21 protein-coding genes are annotated in these 23,081 nt (G+C 54.7%); 14 read left to right on the forward strand and 7 right to left on the reverse strand.

Features of this window, described 5'->3' with window-relative positions; genetic code table 11:
* Positions 1–65 precede the first annotated feature (65 nt).
* Complete coding sequence (locus ABD851_RS02020) at positions 66–755, reverse strand: response regulator transcription factor (protein ID WP_344974517.1); 690 nt, start codon at positions 753–755, stop codon at positions 66–68.
* 214 nt (positions 756–969) lie between these two features.
* On the opposite strand from ABD851_RS02020, the gene ABD851_RS02025 reads away from it, so the two are divergent.
* The 8 genes from ABD851_RS02025 to ABD851_RS02060 all read left to right on the forward strand — a co-directional run bounded on the left by ABD851_RS02025 (position 970) and on the right by ABD851_RS02060 (position 10,353).
* Positions 970–3,219 (forward strand): hypothetical protein, encoded by a 2,250-nt coding sequence (locus ABD851_RS02025; RefSeq protein ID WP_344974520.1) that lies wholly within the window; start codon positions 970–972, stop codon positions 3,217–3,219.
* A 50-nt stretch (positions 3,220–3,269) separates the two neighbouring features.
* Positions 3,270–5,033, forward strand: coding sequence for an ABC transporter ATP-binding protein (locus tag ABD851_RS02030; RefSeq protein WP_344974524.1), 1,764 nt, complete (start codon positions 3,270–3,272; stop codon positions 5,031–5,033).
* Positions 5,034–5,150: 117 nt separating this feature from the next.
* Positions 5,151–6,299, forward strand: coding sequence for a F0F1 ATP synthase subunit A (gene atpB / locus ABD851_RS02035; protein WP_344974527.1), 1,149 nt, complete (start codon positions 5,151–5,153; stop codon positions 6,297–6,299).
* A gap of 47 nt (positions 6,300–6,346) precedes the next feature.
* Entirely contained in the window at positions 6,347–6,598 is a 252-nt protein-coding gene (gene atpE, locus ABD851_RS02040; protein ID WP_344974530.1) for an ATP synthase F0 subunit C, read from the forward strand.
* A 123-nt stretch (positions 6,599–6,721) separates the two neighbouring features.
* Entirely contained in the window at positions 6,722–7,216 is a 495-nt protein-coding gene (gene atpF / locus ABD851_RS02045) for a F0F1 ATP synthase subunit B (RefSeq protein WP_344974533.1), read from the forward strand.
* Positions 7,217–7,249: 33 nt separating this feature from the next.
* A complete protein-coding gene (gene atpH, locus ABD851_RS02050) occupies positions 7,250–7,813 on the forward strand; it encodes an ATP synthase F1 subunit delta (protein ID WP_344974536.1) in 564 nt (187 codons plus the stop codon).
* Positions 7,814–8,011: 198 nt separating this feature from the next.
* Positions 8,012–9,589 (forward strand): F0F1 ATP synthase subunit alpha, encoded by a 1,578-nt coding sequence (gene atpA, locus ABD851_RS02055; RefSeq protein ID WP_344974539.1) that lies wholly within the window; start codon positions 8,012–8,014, stop codon positions 9,587–9,589.
* 164 nt (positions 9,590–9,753) lie between these two features.
* Positions 9,754–10,353: an isoprenylcysteine carboxylmethyltransferase family protein gene (locus tag ABD851_RS02060; RefSeq protein WP_344974541.1), complete on the forward strand. Its 600-nt coding sequence runs from the start codon at positions 9,754–9,756 to the stop codon at positions 10,351–10,353.
* 205 nt (positions 10,354–10,558) lie between these two features.
* Here ABD851_RS02060 and pdxA read toward each other — a convergent pair whose 3' ends face one another.
* Positions 10,559–11,626, reverse strand: a complete 1,068-nt coding sequence (gene pdxA / locus ABD851_RS02065; RefSeq protein WP_344974544.1) for a 4-hydroxythreonine-4-phosphate dehydrogenase PdxA — start codon at positions 11,624–11,626, stop codon at positions 10,559–10,561.
* Between the two features lie 111 nt (positions 11,627–11,737).
* On the opposite strand from pdxA, the gene rsmA reads away from it, so the two are divergent.
* The 4 genes from rsmA to ABD851_RS02085 all read left to right on the forward strand — a co-directional run bounded on the left by rsmA (position 11,738) and on the right by ABD851_RS02085 (position 14,559).
* Positions 11,738–12,490: a 16S rRNA (adenine(1518)-N(6)/adenine(1519)-N(6))-dimethyltransferase RsmA gene (gene rsmA / locus ABD851_RS02070; RefSeq protein ID WP_344974548.1), complete on the forward strand. Its 753-nt coding sequence runs from the start codon at positions 11,738–11,740 to the stop codon at positions 12,488–12,490.
* A complete protein-coding gene (locus ABD851_RS02075; RefSeq protein ID WP_344974550.1) occupies positions 12,487–13,425 on the forward strand; it encodes an NAD(P)-dependent oxidoreductase in 939 nt (312 codons plus the stop codon). Before rsmA ends, ABD851_RS02075 begins: the two co-directional genes overlap by 4 nt.
* 167 nt (positions 13,426–13,592) lie before the next feature.
* On the forward strand, positions 13,593–14,066 hold the full coding sequence (gene greA, locus ABD851_RS02080) for a transcription elongation factor GreA (RefSeq protein ID WP_344974553.1): 474 nt from the start codon (positions 13,593–13,595) through the stop codon (positions 14,064–14,066).
* A 100-nt stretch (positions 14,067–14,166) separates the two neighbouring features.
* A complete protein-coding gene (locus ABD851_RS02085; protein ID WP_344974556.1) occupies positions 14,167–14,559 on the forward strand; it encodes an HIT family protein in 393 nt (130 codons plus the stop codon).
* Here ABD851_RS02085 and ruvB read toward each other — a convergent pair.
* The 3 genes from ruvB to ABD851_RS02100 all read right to left on the reverse strand — a co-directional run bounded on the left by ruvB (position 14,549) and on the right by ABD851_RS02100 (position 17,045).
* Complete coding sequence (ruvB, locus tag ABD851_RS02090) at positions 14,549–15,586, reverse strand: Holliday junction branch migration DNA helicase RuvB (RefSeq protein ID WP_344974559.1); 1,038 nt, start codon at positions 15,584–15,586, stop codon at positions 14,549–14,551. The genes ABD851_RS02085 and ruvB overlap by 11 nt on opposite strands.
* A 185-nt stretch (positions 15,587–15,771) precedes the next feature.
* The gene (locus ABD851_RS02095; protein ID WP_344974562.1) at positions 15,772–16,257 is read right to left on the reverse strand and encodes a hypothetical protein; all 486 of its coding nucleotides are present in this window, start codon (positions 16,255–16,257) and stop codon (positions 15,772–15,774) included.
* A gap of 32 nt (positions 16,258–16,289) precedes the next feature.
* Entirely contained in the window at positions 16,290–17,045 is a 756-nt protein-coding gene (locus ABD851_RS02100; RefSeq protein ID WP_344974565.1) for a Bax inhibitor-1/YccA family protein, read from the reverse strand.
* A 175-nt stretch (positions 17,046–17,220) separates the two neighbouring features.
* Here ABD851_RS02100 and ABD851_RS02105 point away from each other — a divergent pair, with 175 nt between their 5' ends.
* Together ABD851_RS02105 and ABD851_RS02110 are read left to right on the forward strand one after the other, a co-directional pair.
* A complete protein-coding gene (locus tag ABD851_RS02105) occupies positions 17,221–19,068 on the forward strand; it encodes a 2-oxoacid:acceptor oxidoreductase subunit alpha (protein WP_344974568.1) in 1,848 nt (615 codons plus the stop codon).
* A gap of 169 nt (positions 19,069–19,237) precedes the next feature.
* Positions 19,238–20,341, forward strand: coding sequence for a mechanosensitive ion channel family protein (locus ABD851_RS02110; RefSeq protein ID WP_344974571.1), 1,104 nt, complete (start codon positions 19,238–19,240; stop codon positions 20,339–20,341).
* A gap of 120 nt (positions 20,342–20,461) precedes the next feature.
* Here the strand turns inward: ABD851_RS02110 and ABD851_RS02115 are convergent, their stop codons facing one another.
* Together ABD851_RS02115 and ABD851_RS02120 are read right to left on the reverse strand one after the other, a co-directional pair.
* Entirely contained in the window at positions 20,462–21,655 is a 1,194-nt protein-coding gene (locus ABD851_RS02115) for a Gfo/Idh/MocA family protein (RefSeq protein WP_344974574.1), read from the reverse strand.
* Between the two features lie 28 nt (positions 21,656–21,683).
* The gene (locus tag ABD851_RS02120) at positions 21,684–22,922 is read right to left on the reverse strand and encodes a nucleoside permease (protein WP_344974576.1); all 1,239 of its coding nucleotides are present in this window, start codon (positions 22,920–22,922) and stop codon (positions 21,684–21,686) included.
* Positions 22,923–23,081 lie beyond the last annotated feature (159 nt).

Here is a 23,081-nt window from a genome sequence, read left to right on the forward strand (position 1 = left end):
TCCGCGGTATATACATTCTGTAAACCTATGATAAATCGGGGGAACCGCCAAAGGAGGGACCGCCCTTACATCATCAGGTCGAATTTATATCCCACCCCTTTTACCGTGGTCAGGAGGTCGGCGCCGATCTTTTGCCGGATCTTGCGGACATGCACATCGATGGTGCGGTTGCCCACGATGACCTCGGTGCCCCAGACCTGGCTGAGGATTTCGTTGCGGAGGAATACCCTTCCGGGTTTGGAGGCCAGCAGCTCCAGCAGCTCAAACTCTTTTTTGGCCAGGGCAATATCCCTGTCCTTGTAGCTGACATTGAATTTATCGCGGTCGATGACCAGGTCGCCGATACGGATGACTTTTTCTTCTTCCTTGTTCAGCCTGCGAAACAGGGCATTGACACGGCTCACCAGCAAACGCGGCTTGATGGGCTTCGTGATGTAATCGTCGGCTCCGATATTAAGACCCTCTACTTCCGATTTTTCATCCCCCAGTGCGGTCAGGAACAGGATCAGCGTTTCCTGGAACGCCGGCAGGCGGCGCAGCTCCCGGCAGGCGTCCATGCCGTTTTTGTTGGGCATCATGATATCGAGGATGATCAGGTCGGGATTAAAACGCTTTGCCTTTTCCAAGGCTTCTTCCCCGTCCCTGGCAGTAGCGGTTTCATACCCCGAGATCTGCAGGTTGTAACTGATGATCTCCAGAATATCCGCCTCATCATCCACGATCAGAATTTTCCCTCCTTCCTGGGCCATTGGCATAAGATGATGTTAAAAAGAACACCCAAAATTAACATTCCCCTGTAAAACGGCCTTGAAAAATAACATTACGAAATTGTTAAATCCCCGGCCGGCGGGTTTTCCGGGGTGATTTTCCCGTGAAACGCCGCATTTTCAGCTGTTTTTCGTTTCAGAAATTCGGGAAGCCCGTAAATTGGTAATAAATTTGCATCAAAGAGCAGAAAAACCGGTACAGATGAAGCAGTTATCCTTTGTGGTATTATTTTTTTCCCTCACGGCGACCCTGCCCCTGCGGGCGTCCATATGGCAGGATACGAGCGGCGTAGCCGTTCCCATACGCCTGCAGTACTGGCACGACCTCATCGGCAAACAGCAGGAAGCCGCCCTGCAGCTGAACGGGAAAGTAAAGGGAGAAGTGAACGTATCGGATGATAAAACCGTTAATCTGCAGGTAACGGATGCCCTGATCCGCCAGGTCAACGAGATGCGCACCGAAATAGAGGGCTCTGATCTCGAGTTCCGGAAACAGGTGATTTACCTGAGCGGGCTGTACAACATGCTGCGGGTGTACAATTATGAGCGCCGCTTCGGCATGATAGACGCTGCGCTGGCCCCCGAGCTGGTGGAGAACTTCCGGAGCATGATGGCGGCGGACCGCAGCGGGAAGAGCATCGCCCCGTATGTGGAGCAGGTCTCCTACGATGTGGGTGAGATCAACGTGCAGGTGTTTAACCAGAACTACGGCTACCGGGTGGCGCGGTATATCCTGTTCCGCAAATATGCGGATCTGCATCCGAACGAGGTGCTGCCCAAGCTGCGGACCATCTATGCGGATTTTGTCAACGAACCATACACCGATACCCTGATTGCGAAGGTGGCTCACCTGTATCCCGAGCAGGTATACAACTATGCAACCTCCAGTACCCCGCTCGGCTCGAAGGTCCGCGGGAACAACGATCCCCTGGTGAAGGCCATCGTGAAGATAGGCCAATCCAACTACGCCATACGTCTGCTTTCCTTTGTGGAATACATCGCCAACGGCACCTATACCATTGCCGAGCTGCAGAAAGTGGCTGCCGATGACGATGCCTTCTACAAGCTGGTGGTGAAGACCAAGATCGACATGGACAAACGCCAGCTCGAAGGCGCCCATCCCATCGGGATGAAGGCCATGCAGTACAATATAAAAACCCGTGCCCTGAAATATATCCGCCTGGTCAACGACCTGCACGAAAGTCCCGACCGCGTCCGGTTCGGCTCGGTAGATAAGTTTACGCCGCAGGAAATCTATTACGTGCTGATCAACGGGCAGGAAGAGCTGTATACCTCCAGCTATGTCGGCCTGTTCAAACGGATGATGGAGCGGATGAAACCCCCGAAAGGTGACGAGTTCCTGATGTCCGTGATCTTCGACCGTTTCCGGAAGTTCCTGACCATGGCGGCAGCCTATAATACCCTGGATCCCTTCCTGAGATCCATGGACCAGCAGAATGCGAACCTGCTCATGCAGAAATTCGTCAGTGACCTGCAGTACAGCGAAGGGCTGGAAGATGCCGTGGATGTGGCGGATGCTTTTGGCAGCATCAAAGACTCCAGCCTGCTGCGGTACCTGCAGCAGGAAGTCGCACAGAACTACCGGCAGATGATGTCCGAAGGGAACGAGCGCGGAAAGGTGATCTATGGCCTGCTGTCCAGCCTGTTCAACACACGGGAAAGCTCCGGCAAGGATAAGGAATGGTCCAATGCCATGGCTTCGAAGCTGAACCTGCCCCCCATCGATTATATTCCCTTTGCCAACCTGGAAACAGAAGGACGCGTATACCAGCAGGTGTTCTTTTACGGGGACAAAGACGGTTTTGAATCCTATAACAGCTTCCTGACCAGCTTCCGGAACGGTAACTGGAAGATCACCAACAGCAAGTACTGGACCACGCTCGCCTCGGTAAAAGGCAAGCCCACCACCATCTTTGCGAAGAAGCCGCAATCAGACGCCGACGAAGATGAGAAAGGCATGACGGAGCTGCGCAATTATCTCGAAGCAAAGAACATCCACCCCACCGTATACATCCACCGCGGCCACAGCTATCATGTCAACGCCACCATTGCGCAGCTGCAGAGTACGGCCAAGCTGGTGATCCTGGGCTCCTGCGGCGGGTACAACAGTCTGGCGGGCGTGCTCAACGTGGCCCCGGATGCACAGATCATTTCCTCCAAGCAAACCGGCTCCATGCATGTCAACGAACCGATCATCCGGACCATCGAGGATGTGATCCGCAGCGGAAAGAACCTGGACTGGATCGACATGTGGAATAAGCTGGGCGCGCAGTTCAAGAGCAGCCCCAGCTATTATGAGCTTTTCCAGGACTATATCCCTCCGCACAAGAACCTCGGCGCCATCTTTATCAAAGCCTATAAGAAGCTCATGAAAGAAGACGTGCCGGTGGATACGGCAGAAGAGGCCGCGGGAGGGCGGGACCAGGAGTAAGGTCATTATTAGTATCTTTGTGTTGTTCTAAACAACAAAGGCCCTTACCTGTGGAAGTTCCCGTTCCCAAAAAAGTGTTTGATACCCGCCTGCTACGGCGGGTATTTTCCTTTGCTACCCCTTACCGCTGGCAGCTCTGGACCGCTGTGGCGCTGACCGTGGTGCTGGCCGTCTTCGCGCCCCTGCGCCCCTATCTTATCCAGGTGACGGTAGACCGGTATATCACCGGCAAGCTGCTGCAGATGGTCGTCAACATCACCCTGATCCAGATCGGGCTGCTGCTGCTGGAAACCGCCTTCCGCTTTACCTTCAGCTATCTTACCAGCTGGCTGGGACAGACCGTGGTGAAGGACCTGCGCATGACGGTCTTTAACAAGATCATCGGACTGAATCTCGCCTACTTTGACCGCACGCCTATCGGTACCCTTACCACCCGTACCATCAACGATATAGAAGCGATCAACGATATTTTTTCGGAAGGGCTGATCTCCATCATCTCCGATTTGCTGATGATCGCTTCCATACTGGCCGTGATGTTTGTGACCGACTGGCGGCTGACGCTCGTCAGCCTCAGCATCTTCCCGGTGCTGATCTTTGCCACCTATATCTTTAAGGAAAGCGTCAACAAGTCCTTCTTCCGGGTACGCAATGCCATCGCCGACCTGAATGCCTTTGTGCAGGAGCATATCACGGGCATGTTCGTGGTGCAGGCGTTTGCGGCGGAGGACAAGGAATATGACAGGTTCAGCGCCATCAACCGGCGGCACCGCAAGGCCAATATCGATGCCATCTTTGCCTATTCCGTATTTTTCCCGGTGGTGGAGATCATCTCGGCGGTCTCCCTCGGGTTGCTGGTATGGTACGGCGCCGCCCGGGTGCTGGATTACCACGGCTCTTTCGGGGTGATCATCAGCTTTGTGATGTACATCAACCTGGTCTTCCGGCCCCTGCGTACTTTGGCGGACAAGTTCAACACCCTGCAGATGGGTATGGTGGCCGGGGAGCGGGTGTTCCGGGTGCTGGACAGCGACGACTATATCAACAATGAGGGAACCCACACGGCCGCCCGGATACAGGGCGGGGTGGTTTTCGACCATGTCTGGTTTGCCTACCGCAGCGGCCACGACGTGCTCCGGGACATCTCCTTCCGGATCCGGCCGGGGGATACGCTGGCCATCGTCGGGCATACCGGTTCCGGCAAAACGACCATTATCAGCATCCTGAACCGGCTTTACGAAATACAGCGGGGCCGTATTCTTATCGACGGGGTCGACCTGCGGCAGTATGAGCTGCACGCCCTGCGCAGCAAAATGGGGATCGTGCTGCAGGATGTCTTTCTTTTCTCGGGCTCCATCCTGGAAAATATCACCCTGCGCAACCCGGGTGTTTCGAGAAAGCAGGTAGAGGAGGCGGCCCGTATGATCGGGCTGCACGATTTTATTATGCAGCTGCCCGGCAATTATGATTATAATGTCATGGAGCGGGGCAGCACCCTCTCCCTGGGACAGCGGCAGCTGATCTCGTTCGTCCGGGCTCTCCTCTATGATCCGACCATCCTGGTGCTGGACGAAGCCACCTCCTCGGTAGATACGGGGTCGGAGCTGCTGATCCGGGAGGCCACCGAAAAACTGGTGTCCGGCCGTACCGCTATCGTGATCGCCCACCGGCTGTCTACCATCAGCAAAGCCGACCAGATCCTGGTGCTGGATAAAGGCGAGGTAAAGGAAACCGGCACCCATGCCGAACTGCTTCGCCGGCAGGGCTTTTATTACCGTCTCCACCACATGCAGTTTTCCGGCGCAACCGCGGAATAATACTTATTTAGTATGCTGTTAAGCAGTATATTAAATATTAATTAAAATATTTTCCTAATGTAACTATTGTTTTGGAGTAAAAACGACTATCTTTGCGGCAAATTTGACAAATCCCGCATGGTTTTCAAGCAATTCAAATACACGTTCACAGTAGTTCTTACCCTGGTTTGCCTGTTGGCAGCCGGGCGTTTTTCCTTTGCGCAGGAAGCAGCCGGTGAAGCCGGGGTGCAGGAAGAAAAGACGGAAAAAGGCTTCGATGCCAATGAAGTGATCCTGCAGCATATCAAGGACGCGCATGAATGGCATTTTTTTACCTGGAAAGGTCATCCGGTAAGCCTGTCGCTGCCGGTGATCCTGTATGTGCCGAACCAGGGATGGTCGGTATTTTCCTCCGCGCGGTTTCATCATGGAGAAGAGGTCTACAAGGGCTTTCAGCTGATGACCGGCGAATATATCCATGCGCATGGACTGGACCCCAATAAGTTTTTTGCAGGCAAGGTGATCGCCGTAAACGAAGACGGCTCGCCCAATATGGATAAGGCGGTGTATGACCTGTCGCTGACCCGGAACGTGATGCAGATGATCCTGGCCGCGTTGCTGCTGTTCTTTATTTTCCGCGGCATGGCCGGAAAATATGAGAAGAACCCGGGCAAGGCCCCTTCCGGTTTTCAGAATGCAGTGGAGCCTTTTGTGATCTTTATCCGCGACAGCGTAGCCCGGCCTTACCTGGGAAAGAAAACGGGTAAATACCTGCCCTACCTGCTCACGGTTTTCTTCTTTATCTGGATCAATGCGCTGGTAAGTCTGATCCCCGGATCGGCCAACGTGGCGGGCAATCTGGCCTTTACCGGCGTGCTGGCCGCCGTCACCTTCGTGTTTATCCTGACCAGCACCAACAAGCATTACTGGCAGCATATCATCTGGCCTCCCGGCGTACCCCTGTGGGTAAAGCCGATCCTGATCCCGGTGGAGATACTGGGTATCTTTACCAAGCCGTTTGCCCTGATGATCCGTTTGTTTGCCAACATGCTGGCCGGGCACATGATCATCCTGAGCATCATTTCGCTGATCTTTATCTTTGGCGGGCTGGCCGCGGTGGCGGGGTGGAGCTTTTCGTTTGTGTCGATAGCCTTTACCATATTCATGTATCTGGTGGAACTGCTGGTAGGGTTTATCCAGGCGTTTATCTTTACCAACCTGTCGGCTTTGTTTATTGCGCAGGCCTTTGAGGGCGGGCATCACGATGAAGAAGAGGTGATCCTGTAAAATTTCCCGTTGTAAACGTTTTCGTTTATCTATAAAAAGTATATTTTATGACACTGTTGAGCATTTTGTTTTTGGCCGCGGACGGTCTGGCCAAGCTGGGCGCCGGAGTAGGTGCAGGGCTGGCTGCTATCGGTGCCGGTATCGGTATCGGTCAGATCGGTAAGGATGCCATGAGCGCAATTGCCCGTCAGCCTGAAGTAGTTGGAGAAATCCGCTCCAACATGATCGTGATGGCGGCGCTGGTGGAAGGGGTAGCCCTCTTCGCCGTGGTAGTTGCTATCCTGGCGCTGTTCGTATAGGCTTAACCGTATGATTACTGCATTCAACGCACAGGGCCGCGAATGCAGTAATTATCTTTGTGAAGTATGATTTTAACCGGCCTCCGGCCACTGTTTACGATAACACAGTAATAAATTATCCATATGGATCTGCTTAGTCCTGATTTTGGCTTACTGTTCTGGACCGTCGTCATCTTCCTGCTGACTTTTCTCATCCTGAAGAAGTTTGCCTGGAAGCCGATTCTGAAAACGCTTGACGACCGGGAGAAAGGTATTGCCGACTCCATCGCTTCGGCCGAAAAGATCAAAGCCGAAATGTCCCATCTGAAAGCCGAGCATGAGCATGTCCTGGCAGAGGCCAAGGCTGAAAGAAGCCGCATCCTCAAGGAAGCCAAGGAAATGAAAGATCAGATAGTGGGAGAGGCCAGGGAACAGGCCAAGGCCGAAGCCCGCCGGATCATCGAAGATGCCCAGGGGGCCATCAACAACCAAAAGATGGCGGCGCTCACCGAAGTAAAAAACCAGGTCGGTCATCTGGTGATCGAAGTGGCGGAGAAGGTACTGCGCAGGGAACTGTCTGATCAGTCTGCCCAGCAGCAGTATATCCGCGAGCTGACCAAGGATATAGAATTGAATTAACCACGTCGTCCGCATTTTGTCGAATCCAGAATCATGCAGAATCCCCGTTTAGCATCCCGGTACGCAAAGTCCCTCATCGATATGGCCATCGAGACCAATCAGCTGGAGGCGGTATACTGGGATATGCAGCTGCTGCAGGCTGTCTGCAAAAGCAATCCCGACTTCACAGCGCTGCTGAGAAGTCCTATCATAAAGGCCGATAAAAAGGAAAAGATTTTCAGGGCCATCTTCGGGGACAGGCTGACCCTGCTGAGCGCCAAGTTCAGCGAGCTGCTGATGCAGAAAGGACGGGAGCTGTTTTTGCCCGAAATTGCCGGTGCGGTGATCCGGCAGTACCAGCAGATTCAGCATATCCGCAAGATAAAGATCACGACGGCCGTGGCGGTGGACGACAGTCTGAAGGCGGATATCGTCAAACATATCCGCGCCGAAACACCGCTGGATAAGGTAGACCTGGAAGCCGAGGTGGACGATTCGCTGATCGGCGGGTTTGTGCTGGAAATGGAGAATACCCTCTTTGACGCCAGTATCCTCCGCGACCTGAAAGATATCCGGCAGCAGTTTGACAAAAACGTGTACGTAAGGAATATAAGATAGGTGAAAGGCGGACTCTCTAACCCCCTACTCCCGGCCCCCTAAAGGGGGAGGTAAAGGGTTAAAGGCAAAAGGTGAAGGGCATTTTAATTTGATGATGTGCTGATATGGAGATTTGATGATGACGCAATCATTTCAAATCAGAAACTGGAAACCAGAAACCAATAAAAGTTTTATTTTAAAACAATAAGCAATAAGATCATGGTGGAAATAAAACCCGATGAAATATCCGCGATACTGCGCCAGCAGCTCAGCAACTTCGATATCGGAGCCGAGCTGGAGGAAGTAGGTACTGTTCTCCAGGTGGGGGACGGCATTGCCCGTGTATACGGACTGAACAATGTCCGTTCGGGAGAGCTGGTGGAATTTGAAAACGGTACAAAAGCCATTGCGCTGAACCTGGAAGAAGATAATGTGGGGGTAGTACTGATGGGAGAGGCCGCCGGTATCCGTGAAGGCGGCAAAGTGCGCCGTACCGGTCAGATCGCATCCATAAAAGTAGGCGAGGGCCTGGTAGGCCGTGTGATCAATACCCTGGGCGAACCGATCGATGGAAAAGGTCCTGTGGAAGGAGAGCTCTTTGAGATGCCGCTCGAACGTAAAGCCCCCGGCGTGATCTATCGCGAGCCGGTAAAGGAGCCCCTGCAAACGGGTATCAAGGCCATCGATGCCATGATCCCCGTTGGCCGCGGACAGCGCGAGCTCATCATCGGCGACCGGCAAACCGGGAAGACGGCCATCGCCATCGATACGATCATCAATCAGCGGGAGTTTTACGAAGCCGGCCAGCCGGTTTACTGTATTTATGTCGCCTGCGGACAGAAGGCCTCCACCGTAGCCCAGGTAATGAAGACGCTGGAAGAAAACGGCGCCATGGCCTATACCACCATCGTGGCCGCCTCCGCTTCCGACCCTGCTCCCCAGCAGTTTTATGCTCCTTTTGCGGGCGCCGCTATCGGGGAATTCTTCCGGGATACCGGCCGCCCTGCCCTGATCATCTATGACGATCTTTCCAAACAGGCGGTGGCTTACCGCGAAGTATCCCTGCTGCTCCGCCGTCCGCCGGGCCGCGAAGCTTATCCGGGAGACGTGTTTTACCTGCACTCCCGTCTGCTGGAGCGTGCCGCCAAGGTAGTGAGCAAAGACGAGATTGCCCGTGAGATGAACGACCTGCCCGAATCCATCAAGCACCTGGTAAAGGGAGGCGGCTCCCTGACCGCGCTGCCGATCATCGAAACGCAGGCCGGCGACGTATCCGCCTACATCCCCACCAACGTTATTTCCATCACCGACGGTCAGATATTCCTGGAGTCCAACCTGTTCAACGCCGGTATCCGTCCGGCCATCAACGTAGGTATCTCCGTAAGCCGTGTGGGGGGTAATGCCCAGATCAAATCCATGAAGAAGGTGGCCGGTACCCTCAAGCTGGACCAGGCGCTTTACCGCGAAATGGAGGCTTTCTCCAAGTTCGGGGGCGACCTCGACGCCGCTACCAAGCTGGTGCTGGACAAAGGCGCCCGTAATGTGGAGATACTGAAACAACCGCAGTTTTCTCCCTATAAGGTAGAAAACCAGGTAGCGATCATTTACCTGGGTACGCAGGGCTTGCTCCGGGAAGTACCGGTAGACAAGGTGAAGGAATTCGAAGAGCATTTCCACCGCGAGATGGAAGCCCGTCTGCCCGAGGTGCTCGCCGCCTTCAAGGCCGGCAAGCTGCCCGAAGACGGTCTTCAGAAGATGACCGATCTTACCAAAGAGCTCGTCGCCACTTATAAATAAGCGGTCCGCCGACAACATACAACAGCCCCGCCGTTTCGAAAACGGCGGGGCTGTTTTGGTTTACCGCCTGCGGATAGCAAAATGCCGGAGGCAATGAACAAAATGGCCGCTGCAGCGGGAACCTTTTTCCTACCTTGAACCCCTGTTTGAGAAAAAGCCATCTTATGCCCGTCCGTGAACAATTTTATGAAATAAGTCTGCTGCTGATCGTCGGGATTTTTCTTTGGCTGCGGATGTATTTCAAGAAGAAATATTATGTGCCGGGGCATCAGAAGGTGATCGCCCGCAGCCTCCCGCAGGCGCAGCTGCTGCTGCAGGTGCTGCTGGGTCTCTCTATGGTGCTGCCGCCCTTGCTGCTCGTTTTTACGGACTGGCTGGACTTTGCCGGCTTTTACCTGTCTGCCGCTTACCGCCTGGCGGGCTGGGTGGTCGCCGTCATCAGCCTGCTGCTGCTCTGGTGGACGCACCGTTCGCTGCACAGCAACTGGTCGCCTTCGGTGGAGATCCGGGAGGAGCATGATCTTATTACAGCGGGGCCCTTCCGTTATGTGCGGCATCCGATGTATACCGCTTTCTTTTTCTTTTACGCCAGCTTTCTGCCCCTTTCGGCCAACTTGTTTGCGGGGCTGCTGCCGGTAACGCTCTTTTTTGTGATCCTGTATCTGCGGGTGCCGGTGGAAGAAAAGATGCTGCAGCAGCAGTTCGGGGAACGCTATGTTGTCTACAAAGCCGCTACCCGCCGGTTTATTCCGTTTTTGTTTTAAGGGGGATTCCAGGTTTCCAGTTCAGTAGTCTAAGGTCTAAAGTTTAACGTCTAAAGTTGATCTGCCTGGAATGGAACCTTAGACTTTAGAATGTCTTTTCCTCTGATGATCCGGCAATTATCAAATCATCAAATCTTATTAAATGCCCTTCACCTTTCTCCTTTTACCTTTCCCCTCTCTTTCCCCCTTTAGGGGGTCAGGGGGTTTATCCTTCCTCGGCCAGCGCTCTTTTCTTCAGGGGATTACGGGTATATTCCGAAAAATCATGGCGCCGCCGAAGGATTTCGGCGCAGGTGAAGACGGCTTCCCGGAACGAAGCGGCGTCTGCCACGTTTTTGCCGGCGATGTCAAACGCCGTACCATGGTCGGGAGAGGTCCGGACGAAAGGCAGCCCGGCGGAATAGTTGACCCCTTCCCCCACCGCCAGTGATTTAAAAGGAATGAGGCCCTGATCGTGGTACATGGCCAGTACTGCATCGAAATGACGGTAGGTTTCCCGGGCAAAGAAAGCGTCGGCGCTGTAGGGGCCAAAGCACAGGATACCCTGGTTTTTGGCCTGACCGATCGCCGGCAGGATCACCTGCTGCTCCTCGGTTCCCACCAGCCCCTCGTCGCCTGCATGGGGGTTCAGCCCCAGCAGCGCAATCCTCGGCTGTCCGATGCCAAAATCGCGGACCAGGCTGTCCTGCAGAACGGCCAGCTTGCTGAGTATGCTCTCCTGGGTGATGTGGCGGGACACCTCTGCCACCGGCACATGCTCGGTGACCAACGCCACCCGCATGTTTTCGGCCACCATTAGCATGACCACCTCCCTGGCCCCGAAGGACTGCTGCAGATAAGGGGTATGACCGGTAAAATGAAAATCGTTGCCCTGGATGTTTTTCTTATGGATGGGGGCGGTGACCAGCCCTTCTATCTGACCGTCTTTCAGGCATTGCACCGCTACGGCCAGCGAGCGGGCGGCATATTTCCCCCCCGTGTCGTTCAGCTGCCCCGGAGTGATCACCACCTCCTCCTCCCAGCAGTTGAAAATGTTGACCTGGCCGGGGCGGAGACGCTGGAAATCCTTCAGACTCTGATAGTTGAAGCTGTTATCATCCAGGAGCTTGCGGTAAAAGTTGATGGTTTTGTTGGAGGCGAAGATCACCGGGGTGCAATAGTTCAGTATCCGGTTGTCACTGAAGGTCCTGATCACGATCTCCGGCCCTATGCCGTTGATATCCCCGATACTGATACCGATAACCGGCCCGGGAGAAGACGCTGCTGCTGTCATGTTCAACACTTTTGTCGAGGCCAAACCTACATAAAAAAGCTGACTTTATCTTTTGCCGGGCGGTAAATTGACCGGGGTTCTATTATTAGTGGTATTTTTGCGCCGCCGGAGATGTATACGCTAAAAAAATCACTGGGACAGCATTTTTTGCGGGATGAGGCGATATGCAAGCAGATCGTACAGGCCCTTCCCGTATCGCCGGGCATGCAGCTGCTTGAGATCGGCCCGGGAGCGGGAGCCATCAGCCGTTACCTGGCGGAGATACCCGGCGTCGACTACCGGGCGGTGGAGGTGGATGCTGAAAAAATAGCTTACCTGCGGCAGCATTATCCCGCGCTGGAGGGAAAGCTGATCCTTGGGGATATCCTGGAAACCGTTCCGCCGTTTGACGGTCTGTTCTCGGTCATCGGCAATTTCCCGTACAACATCTCTTCGCAGATCCTGTTTCGCATCCTGGAATGGAAGACGCGGGTGCCTTGTATGGTAGGGATGTTCCAACGGGAAGTGGCCCGCCGTATCGCCGCCGGCCCGGGAGGTAAGGATTATGGTATTTTAAGCGTATTATTGCAGGCTTTTTACAGGGTGGAATACCTCTTTGAGGTAGAGCCCAAGGCGTTTGAGCCGCCGCCGAAGGTCATGTCGGCCGTAATCCGGCTGCATTATCTCGGCAACCCCTATATGATCACCGATGAAAAGCGTTTTTTCCGCCTGGTAAAGGCGGCCTTCGGGCAACGGCGCAAGATGCTGCGCAACCCGCTGAAGCCGTTCTTCGAAAAGACGGTACTGGAGGAGCCGGTGCTGTCCAAACGGGCGGAGCAACTAAGCGTCCGGGAATTTGTTGATTTATCAAAACGTATGATATGACAGAGCATCTGAGAAAAGTATTGATCACCGCTAAAGTGCATCCTTATCTGATTGACACGCTTACCGAAAAAGGGTATCAGGTATTGTACCGCCCCGCCATTACCTATGAAGAGGTGTTCCAGGTCGTCCACAGCTGCGAAGGGCTGATCGTCACCACCCGGATCCGGGTGGACAAGGCGTTGCTCGACAATGCGATCAATCTGCAGTGGATCGGCCGTCTGGGTTCGGGGATGGAAATGATCGATGTGGATTATGCTGCGCACAAAGGTATCCGCTGTGTGAGCAGCCCCGAAGGCAACTGCGACGCTGTGGGCGAGCAGGCGTTGGGCATGCTCCTCTGTCTGTTCAATAACATCCTGCGGGGCAACCTGCAGCTGCGCGAAGGGATCTGGGAACGGGAAAAAAACCGTGGTCTCGAGCTGAAGGAAAAGACGGTAGGCATCATCGGCTACGGGCATACCGGAGCGGCCTTTGCCCATAAGCTGAGGGGCATGGAATGTACCGTGCTGGCTTATGATAAGTATAAAAAGGACTTCGGGGACGAATATCTGCAGGAGGTAACGCTGAACACGATTTTCGAGCAGGCCGACGTGGTCAGCGTGCATGTGCCGCTGACGGCGGAAACCAAGTACATGGTCAACGATACCTTCCTGCAGTCTTTTGAAGGGCCGGTATATGTGATCAATACCTCCCGCGGGGCCATCGTCAATACCAAGGACCTTATCGCCAACCTCAAATCCGAGAAGGTGGCCGGCGCCTGTCTGGATGTGCTGGAAAATGAAAAGCTTGAAAAGATGTCCGTCGAGGAGCGGGAGCAGTTCGAATACCTGCTGCGTGCAGATAACGTGGTGCTGACCCCGCATATTGCCGGCTACAGCCACGAAGCCTCCTTTAAGATGGCGCATGTGGTGTTGAAGAAACTGGGCATCCTGTAGCCTCCGCCGGTTCCGGCCGGTGCTTTTTTATTCCGGAAAATTGGCTATATTTGTATTTGCTGCAACGCTTCCGCAAGAGGCGTTGCTTTTTTTCACTCTCCTGCCTTTGTTTTTATTGTAAGGGCAGGAGTGATTTTTTTGTCATTAACAAAACAAAATCACCGTTTATGTCGGGAGTAACTTATGTGACCAAAGATACCCTGGAGCAGATGAAGGCGGAATTGAACGACCTCCGTACCAGGGGCCGGGCAGAAATTGCCAAAGCCATTGCCGAAGCCCGCGAGAAGGGAGACCTGCGTGAAAATGCAGAGTACGATGCGGCCAAGGAAGCGCAGGGGATCCACGAGGCAAAGATAGCGCAGCTGGAAGGAGCCGTGGCCACCGCCAGGATACTCGATACCAAAGATATAGATACTTCCAAGGTTTCTGTCCTGTCTACAGTGACCATCACCAACCTGAAGACGAAGAAGGCCGTGACCTATCAGCTCGTCTCCGAAAATGAAGCGGACCTGAAAGCCGGTAAGATATCGGTGGCTTCGCCGATCGGTAAGGAGCTGCTGGGCAAGAAGGTGGGGGACGTCGCCGACGTAAAAGCGCCTACCGGCCTGCTCCAGTTCCGGGTGGAGCAGATCACGGTATAAACAGGGCTGCAGTTTTTCAGAAAACCTGTCCCGTCCGACGCGGGACGGGTTTTTCTTTTGCCCTGAAATGGATTACTTTTGAAAAAACAACGTCACAACCATGACTATTTTTTCAAAGATCGTCCGCGGAGAAATTCCTTCCTATAAGATTGCAGAGGATAAGCGCTTTTTTGCTTTTCTCGATATCTCTCCCCTGGTGCGCGGTCATACGCTCGTGATCCCCAAAAACGAGATCGATAAGTTTATGGAGATGGAAGACGATCTGCTGGGCAGCATTCTGTTGTTTGCCAAGCCGGTTGCCGCCGCCATCGAGAAAGCATTTCCCTGTAAACGTGTAGGCCTCAGCGTTATCGGGCTGGAAGTGCCGCATGCACATCTGCACCTGCTGCCGCTGAATACGATGAACGATATCAATTTCAGCCGTCCCAAGCTGGAACTTTCTCCGGAGGAGCTTAAAGCGGATCAGGAGAAGATATTGAAGTTTATTTCGTAAACAGCTCCTGGGAGCCGCCCCATTGCGGCGGCACCCGGCCGAGATGCCGGTAGGCCTTGTCTGTGGCTTCCCGTCCCCGGGGCGTACGCTTGATAAAACCTTCCTGGATCAGGAAAGGTTCATAGACCTCCTCGAGGGTGCCCGGCTCTTCTCCCACCGCTGTGGCGATGGTGTTGATACCCACCGGCCCCCCTTTGAACTTGTCGATGATGGCCGAGAGGATGCGGTTATCCATATCGTCCAGGCCGTATTCGTCCACATTGAGCGCCTTCAGACCCATACGGGCGATCGCTATGTCCACCTTGCCGTTGCCCATTACCTGGGCGAAATCCCGCATCCGGCGCAGCAATCCGTTAGCGATGCGCGGCGTGCCGCGGCTGCGGCCGGCGATCTCCTTCGCCGCCTCCGGGCTGATGGCGGTCTGGAGCAGCTGAGCGGAGCGTTCCACGATATGCTGCAGCGTATCGGCAGTATAATATTCGAGCCGCGATTTGATGCCAAAACGCGAGAGCAGGGGAGCGGTCAGCAATCCTGACCGGGTAGTGGCCCCGATGAGGGTGAACGGCTGCAGGTTCAGTTGTATGGAGCGGGCATTGGGTCCCGAGTCGATCATGATATCGATCTTGAAATCTTCCATGGCCGCATAGAGATATTCTTCCACCACCGTGCTGAGCCGATGGATCTCGTCGATAAAAAGCACATCCCGTTCTTCAAGGCTGGTCAGTAATCCGGCCAGGTCGCCGGGTTTTTCGATCACCGGCCCGGAGGTTTCCCGGATATTGACCCCCAGCTCATGGGATACGATGCGGGAGAGTGTTGTTTTCCCCAGCCCGGGCGGGCCGTGGAAGAGGACATGGTCCAGGGCTTCGCCCCGCATGGCGGCAGCCCGGATAAAGACGCGCAGGTTTTCCACCAGCCCTTCCTGTCCGGCAAACTCGGCGATCTCCCGGGGGCGGATGTTGTTCTCAAAAGCCTTTTCGGCGGCGGTCAGCTGCGTTTCGTCTGGATGTATATGCGGATTGGACATCGGCGGCAATGATTCTGACCCCGAATTTAGGGTATAATCGCTTAATGGGTGAAATGAATGTCAATTTGATAATGTGCTGATTTGATGATGTGCCGATTATTGGATCATCAAATCATCAAATTTCCAAAGGCAAAGCCTTCACTGAGACTACTGAGAAATCATAATGCGCGAAGTAAATCATCAAATCAGAATGATGATGTACTGGCAGCGGTCAGGGTATCTTTGAGCTGGTAGCCGTCGCCCGAGAACTGGGTGACCATGGCCCGGTCCCCTTCCAGCTGTATGCGGATGGAATCGCTATAGGAACCGCCTTCCTGCTGATAATGATATTGCCCGGAAACGGTATGGCCGGAAAGCACGCCGGTGATGGTGCCGCGTTTGCCGTCCTTGCCGGGCAGCACCCATTGGTAGGTACCGGTCGCCGTATTACCTTTCAGGTTGAGGTTCAGCTGCATGGAGTCGGCGTTGGCAGGGCCGTCGCCTTCACTTTTAAAAACGGTGAGATAGCGGTATTCCCCCTGGAGCTGCTCGGCATCGCCGGTCATGGCCTCCGCTCCCGTGGAATCTATACGGCGGGTGTCGGTGGTGGTGTCGGATGATTGTCCGGCCGGCTGACATCCTGTAGCCCAGACGGCGGCAGGGATCAGCAGCAGATAAAGTAGTGTTTTCATGGGACGGGTTTTTTGCAGCGGCGCGGGCGGCATTACCGCCGGCTGTACAGCTTGGCCAGCAGCCGCAGGATCTCGATATACAGCCAGATCAGCGTCACCATCAGGCCAAAAGCGGCATACCATTCCATATACTGGGGAGCGCCTTCCCGGCTTCCCTTCTCGATGAGCTCGAAGTCCATCACCAGGTTCAGCGCGGCAATAGCGACGACGATCAGCGAAAAGACGATGCCCAGGGGGCTGCCCTCATGGATAAAGGCAATATCTATTCCAAAAAACCGGAGCAGGATCGAAATAAAATAAAAGACGCCGATGCCCAGGGTTGCGGAAAAAACGATCAGCTTGAACTTCTGCGTGGGGCGGATAATGCGGGAGCCGTACAGCAGCAACATGGCGATGGCGGTGCCGAAGGTAAGCCCTACCGCCTGTATGACGATAAAAGGCGCTTTTTCGGCAAAATAATGGTTGAACATCGCGGAAACGGCGCCCAGGAACAGGCCTTCGAAGAGGCAATAGGCGGGCGCCAGGTAGCCGGACCAGTTCTTTTTGAATACAATGACGATGGCCACGACAAAACCGCCCAGAATGCCGCCGTACATGTAGGGCGTTACGTTCATCCCCCGGCTCCAGAGGCTCCAGGAATAAACAGCGGAGCACAGCACCATAAGCAGCAGGAAAGCCGTTTTGGCCAGGGTGCCCCGGATGGTCATCTTGCCCTCTCCCTCCACATGGAGCGAGGGTTGAAAGACGTCTTCCCGGAGCGTGGGATTGGCGGATCGGAACAAAGGCATAGGTTAAAGCATTTAGCGGATATTCAAAAATAGGGTATTTTTTACGAATTTTTTCACTCCGGCCCGCGACCGATTGTAGATTATCTGTAAAACTCCTGCCGGAGCCTTATACATTCAGGTGAAGATTAAGTAATTTTGCACTTTCAAACGATAGGATAAGTCAACTAATAAAGAAATGCCAGAAACCACTATAAACCAATTAGCGGATGTAGTGATCAAATTTGCCGGTGACAGCGGCGACGGGATGCAGCTCACCGGCACCCAGTTTACCAACAATACCGCACTGCTGGGAAACGACCTTTCTACCTTCCCGGACTTCCCCGCAGAAATAAGAGCTCCCCAGGGCACGCTTCCCGGGGTAAGCGGCTTCCAGCTTCATTTTTCCAGTGAGCGCATCTATACGCCGGGCGACCAGTGCGATGTGCTGGTGGCGATGAATGCCGCAGCCCTCAAGGCCAACCTGAAATCCCTCAAAAAAAGCGGGATCATCATTGCCAACAGCGATGGCTTTGATGCAAAGAACCTGCGTCTGGCCAACTACCCCGACGGGGAAAACCCCCTGGAGGACGATACGCTCCAGGGGTATACCGTATACAAGATGGATATCACCAAGATGACCCGCGAGGCGCTGAAGGATATCCAGATGGGGGTGAAGGATAAGGACCGGGCCAAGAATATGTTCGTGCTGGGTTTCCTGTACTGGATGTATAACCGGAACATGGAGAACACCATCCGTTTTCTGAAGGATAAGTTCGGTAAAAAGCCCGAGATACTCGAAAGCAACCTCAAGGTGCTGCATGCCGGCTATCATTTCGGAGATACTACCGAAACCTTCACCACCCGCTACCGCGTGGAAAAGGCGCGTATGCAGCCTGGTACCTACCGGAGCATTACGGGAAATGCAGCGCTGGCCCTGGGGCTCATTGCCGCTTCCAGCCGCGCCGGGCTGCCCATTTTCCTGGGTACCTATCCCATTACCCCGGCCTCGGACATCCTGCATGAGCTCAGCCGGCATAAGAATTTCGGGGTGCGCACTTTCCAGGCGGAAGACGAGATCGCCGGCATCACCTCGGCGATCGGCGCCTCCTACGGAGGACATATGGGCATTACCACCACCTCGGGTCCCGGGATGGCGCTCAAAACGGAAGCCATGGGCCTGGCCGTTATGCTTGAAATCCCGCTGCTGATCATCGATATCCAGCGGGGCGGTCCTTCTACGGGCCTGCCCACCAAAACCGAACAATCTGATCTGCTGCAGGCCTATTATGGCCGCAACGGGGAATGCCCGATGCCGGTGATTGCCGCCTCCACGCCTTCGGACTGCTTTGCAGCGGCCTATGAGGCTTTCCGCATTGCCGTACAGCATATGACCCCAGTGATCCTGCTGAGTGACGGCTACATCGCCAATGGGGCAGAGCCCTGGCGTTTCCCCAAGAGCGCCGACCTTACGCCGATAACCGTGAAATTCAAGACCGCCCTGGACGAAGGAGAGGAGCAGTTCCTGCCCTACCTGCGTAACGAGCAGCAGGTACGCCCCTGGGCAGTGCCCGGCACGCCCGGTCTGGAGCACCGGATCGGCGGTCTCGAAAAGCAGAACATCACCGGAAACGTAAGCTATGACCCGGAAAACCATCAGCTGATGGTCCGGATCCGGCAGGAAAAGATCGATAAGATCGCCGATCATATCCCCCTGCAGACCCTGGATAATGGTCCTGAAAAGGGCAAGATACTGGTGCTGGGCTGGGGTTCCACCTACGGCGCCATTAAAAGCGCAGTACAGGAATTGCTTGCCGAAGGTCACAGCGTGGCGCATGCTCATCTGCGGCACCTGCGTCCTTTCCCCAGGAATCTTGGAGAGCTCCTGCATAATTATGATCAGGTGCTGATCCCCGAGATCAATAATGGTCAGCTCATCCGCATCATCCGCGATCAGTTCCTGGTGGATGCGCAGGGATATCATAAGATCATGGGCGTGCCCATCACCCGGCAGGAGCTGGTGATGCGCATCCGCGAGATGCTGTAGCCGGCCCTCCGTTTTTCCGGACCGCTGCTTTTTTGTACCTTTGCTGCATTCTTATTGTATGCATGCCGTCTTTGTATTTCTCCGACGGCGATAAGTCTCCCAATACGGCTTTAAAACGACCGCTGCAGGTGGCGGGCGGAGCTTTTTTTTAACCGAAAAACGGACGACGATGACGCATTGGAGCGACACGCTTTACTGGAACAATTCCCTGCGCGACTATCTTGTTGCCTTACTGATCATTATCATCGGACTGGTGGCTGTAAAGCTGCTCCGGTCCATAGTGCTGGGCCGCGTACGGCGATGGGCCAGGAATACCAGTTCCACACTGGACGATTTCATACTAAAGCTGATGGAGAAGGCCGTGCTGCCCGCGCTTTATCTTGCCGTGATATATGGCGGCATCCGCACGCTGAACCTGAGCGCTACAGTTGAGAATGTACTACGTATAGCCATCGTCGTTGTACTGACCTTCTTTGGCATACGGCTGGTGGTGTCCGCGCTGGAGTACGGGCTGAACAGCTATCTGAGCAAAGAAAAGAAAGGCGGGGAGCGGCGCAAGGAGCTGCGGGGCATGCTCATCATCATCAACGTGATCCTATGGAGTGTGGGAATTATCTTCCTGTTCGATAACCTTGGGTTCGACGTTACCACGGTGCTGACCGGTTTGGGCATCGGGGGTATTGCCATTGCCCTGGCGGCCCAGACCATACTGGGCGACCTCTTTGCCTATTTTGTGATCTTCTTTGACCGCCCCTTCGAGATCGGGGACTTCATCATCGTGGAGGACAAGCTGGGCAGCATTGAGCATATAGGGGTAAAGACCACCCGCATCCGCAGCCTCTGGGGAGAGGAGCTTATCTATTCCAACAAGCTGCTTACCGATTCCTGGATCCATAATTATAAACGCATGGAGCGGCGCCGGATCGTTTTCCAGCTGGACATCAGCTATCTAACGCCGGCGGACAAGCTGGAGCAAATCCCCGCCCGCATCCGGCGCATCATAGAAAGCCAGGAACGGGTACAGTTTGACCGGGCCCATTTTGCCAGCTATACCGAGTTCTCCCTGAAGTTTGAGGTGGTGTATTATGTGCTCACGAGCGACTATAACGTGTATATGGATATACAGCAGGCCATTAACCTGGCGCTTTTCCGGGAGTTTGCCGCCGAAGGCATCCGCTTTGCCCACCCGCTGCGCAGCCTGGTCACCCCCGATCCGGTAACAGGGCAGCCGCGGCCGCTGACCGTGGAGCTGAAGGCTGAGCGTGTATCCTGACGAGGCCGGTTTCCCGGCATGTACCGGCCATACCGTTTTATAAAAAAGATCCGCTGCGGCCAGGAGCTGCAGCGGATCTTCATGATATGCCGTGGGGCATGATGTCCGGTTTGGCGCCGGCTATGCCGTTACCTTTTCGATCACCTTCCCGGACTGTTTGTCTTTCAGGATCACCTTGGTGCGGCCGTCGTGGATGACTTCTTCTTTGATCAGATAATACTGGTCGTCGTAATCGGTCAGGGTGCTTTCCTGCTGCACCCCTTCCCGGCCACGCCATATTTCCAGCTTCACAGGCTCCCATTGCCGGCTTTTTGCCGAACGGTACGCAGCGTCCAGCACGGCGTTGACCACATAGCCGTCGTAGAAGGTTTCCCGCGGTTCCCGCCCTTCGTCGCAGGCGTTGAACATATCGGTGAACATATGGTTGTAGCCCAGGTCGGCCAGCTCATCGCCCACGGGGAAAAGCCAACCGGTATTGCTTTCCGCTTTCTCCGCCACATAATGCGCGCCTTTGCCGCTGGTGAACATCTCCAGACCCGTACGCAGGAAGTTGTTGACCCACACGGTCCCTTCCGTACCCATGACCTCGTCGCGCAGGTCGAGCCCGCCCCTGAAGGTCCAGCTCACCTCGAACTGGCCGATGGCGCCGTTTTCATATTTTACAAGCGCGATCGCGTGGTCTTCTGCAGGAATGGGCTTTACCTGGGTTTCCGCCCAGCACATCACTTCGATGGGTTTGATATCCTTGCCGATATAGTTCCGGGAGATCTCCACGCAGTGACAGCCCAGATCGAGGATACAGCCGCCGCCGGCCTGCTCCAGGTCCCAGAACCATTCGCTGTGCGGGCCGGGATGCGTTTCGCGGCTCTTGGCCCAGAGAATACGGCCCAGGGCGCCGCCCTGCACGCTTTCCAACGTTTTCAGGAACTTGGGGGTATAGCACAGGTCCTCGAGGTACCCGTTAAAGATGCCTGCCTTTTCCACGGCTTCCAGCATCCGTTTGGCCTCCTCGGCATTCCGGCCCAGGGGTTTGGTGGTGATCACCGCTTTTTTGGCTTTCACACAGGCCATCACGGCCGCCTCGTGCAGGTTGTTGGGCAGCGCGATACAGACCATATCCACATCCGGATGGTTTACCGCCGCTTCCATCTCGGTGGTCCAGTGCGGAACGTCGTAGTCTTCCGCAAATTTCCGCGCGCTTTGTTCCCGGCGGGAATACACGCTTACGATCTTGTCCTTGCTGCGGTGCGCCTGTATAGAATCGGCGTAAAAGCGGCCTATGAAGCCGGATCCGAGCATCGCAATCTTTCTCATAGTATCATGGGGTTGATGAAAAAAACAATTATATACTTTCGGGCAGGGCGCTGTCCGTTTTCTTTTCCCGGAAAGCGGCCATGAAAAATACCAGGACTACGGCGGCGATGCCGGCGGGAATGAGCCAGATGGTCTTCCAGTCGTGCGAACCGTCGGCCAGCTGCCAGTGATCCACGATGGGACCGGAGATCACATAGCCGATGAGCATGCCCACTCCGTAGGTGCCGAGCGTGATCAGCCCCTGGGCTGCGCTCTGGAAGGCCTGCCCGGCTTTGTTATCCGTGTAGATCTGACCGGTCACAAAGAAATAGTCGTAACAAACGCCGTGGATGGCTATGCCGACGAACAGCAGCCAGAACAATCCGCTGCTTTCATATCCGTAGGCAAAACAAATATAACGGATCGCCCAGGCCAGCATACCCAGCCCCAGCATCTTTTTTACTCCCAGCTTTTTAAAGAAGAAGGGCATCAGTAGCATAAACACCACTTCCAGGAACTGACCGATGGTTTGTTTGGCTGCCGCTGCGGTCATGCCTACCTCGTTCAGGAAAGGATTGGTGAAGTTGTAATAGAAGGCCGTAGGGATACAGATGGCCATGGAGGCTATAAAAAACACCAGGTAGTCCCGGTTCTTCAGCAGCTTGATCGCATCCAGCCCCAGCAGCTCGCTGACCGACACCTTCACGTTTTTCTTCAGCGGCAGCGTGTCCGGCAGGGTAAAGCTCTGAAAGCCCAGCACCAGAGAGGCAACGGCGGCCATCTTAAAGGTCAGGTTCAGCTGGTGGCTGCCTTCCCAGTGCAGAAAACCGATGATCAGCCCGGCCACGATCCAGCCTACCGTACCCAGCACACGGATGAAGGGAAACTCTTTTTTCGGGTCCGTCATCTGCCGCAGGGCGATGGAATTGGTAAGCGCCAGCGTGGGCATGAACAGGATCATGTAGACGAGGATCAGCAGGTAGAAGCCGGTAAAAGATGCAGCGACGGAGGCGCCCCACAGCAGTACGGCGCCGACCAGGTGCAGCACGCCCAGGATCCGTTGTGCGGAAAAGAAGCGGTCGGCGATAAGCCCGACGATGAAAGGAGCGATAACGGCCCCGAGAGACTGGGAAAGGTAGGCCTCTCCGACCTGAATCCCTTTTACCCCAAGACCTCCCGCTCCGGAGGGTTGCAGCAGATAGGTTCCCATGGTCACAAACCAGGCTCCCCACACAAAAAATTCAAGAAACATCATGGTGGAAAGCTGGAATCGGATTTTTGACGACATAACAGTTTATTTACGAAATGGCTCTGCGTTTTTACGCCCGGTAAAAGTGAGGTCAAGGTAATGATTCCCACGCATTTTCTATACATTTAATTTGCAGTATGTGATGAGCGGAGCAGGGGTTTTAACAATTCGTTACCGGGTGGCCTGCCTGTTTTTAAG

This window comes from Compostibacter hankyongensis (assembly GCF_039541075.1).
GTDB lineage: Bacteria > Bacteroidota > Bacteroidia > Chitinophagales > Chitinophagaceae > Compostibacter > Compostibacter hankyongensis.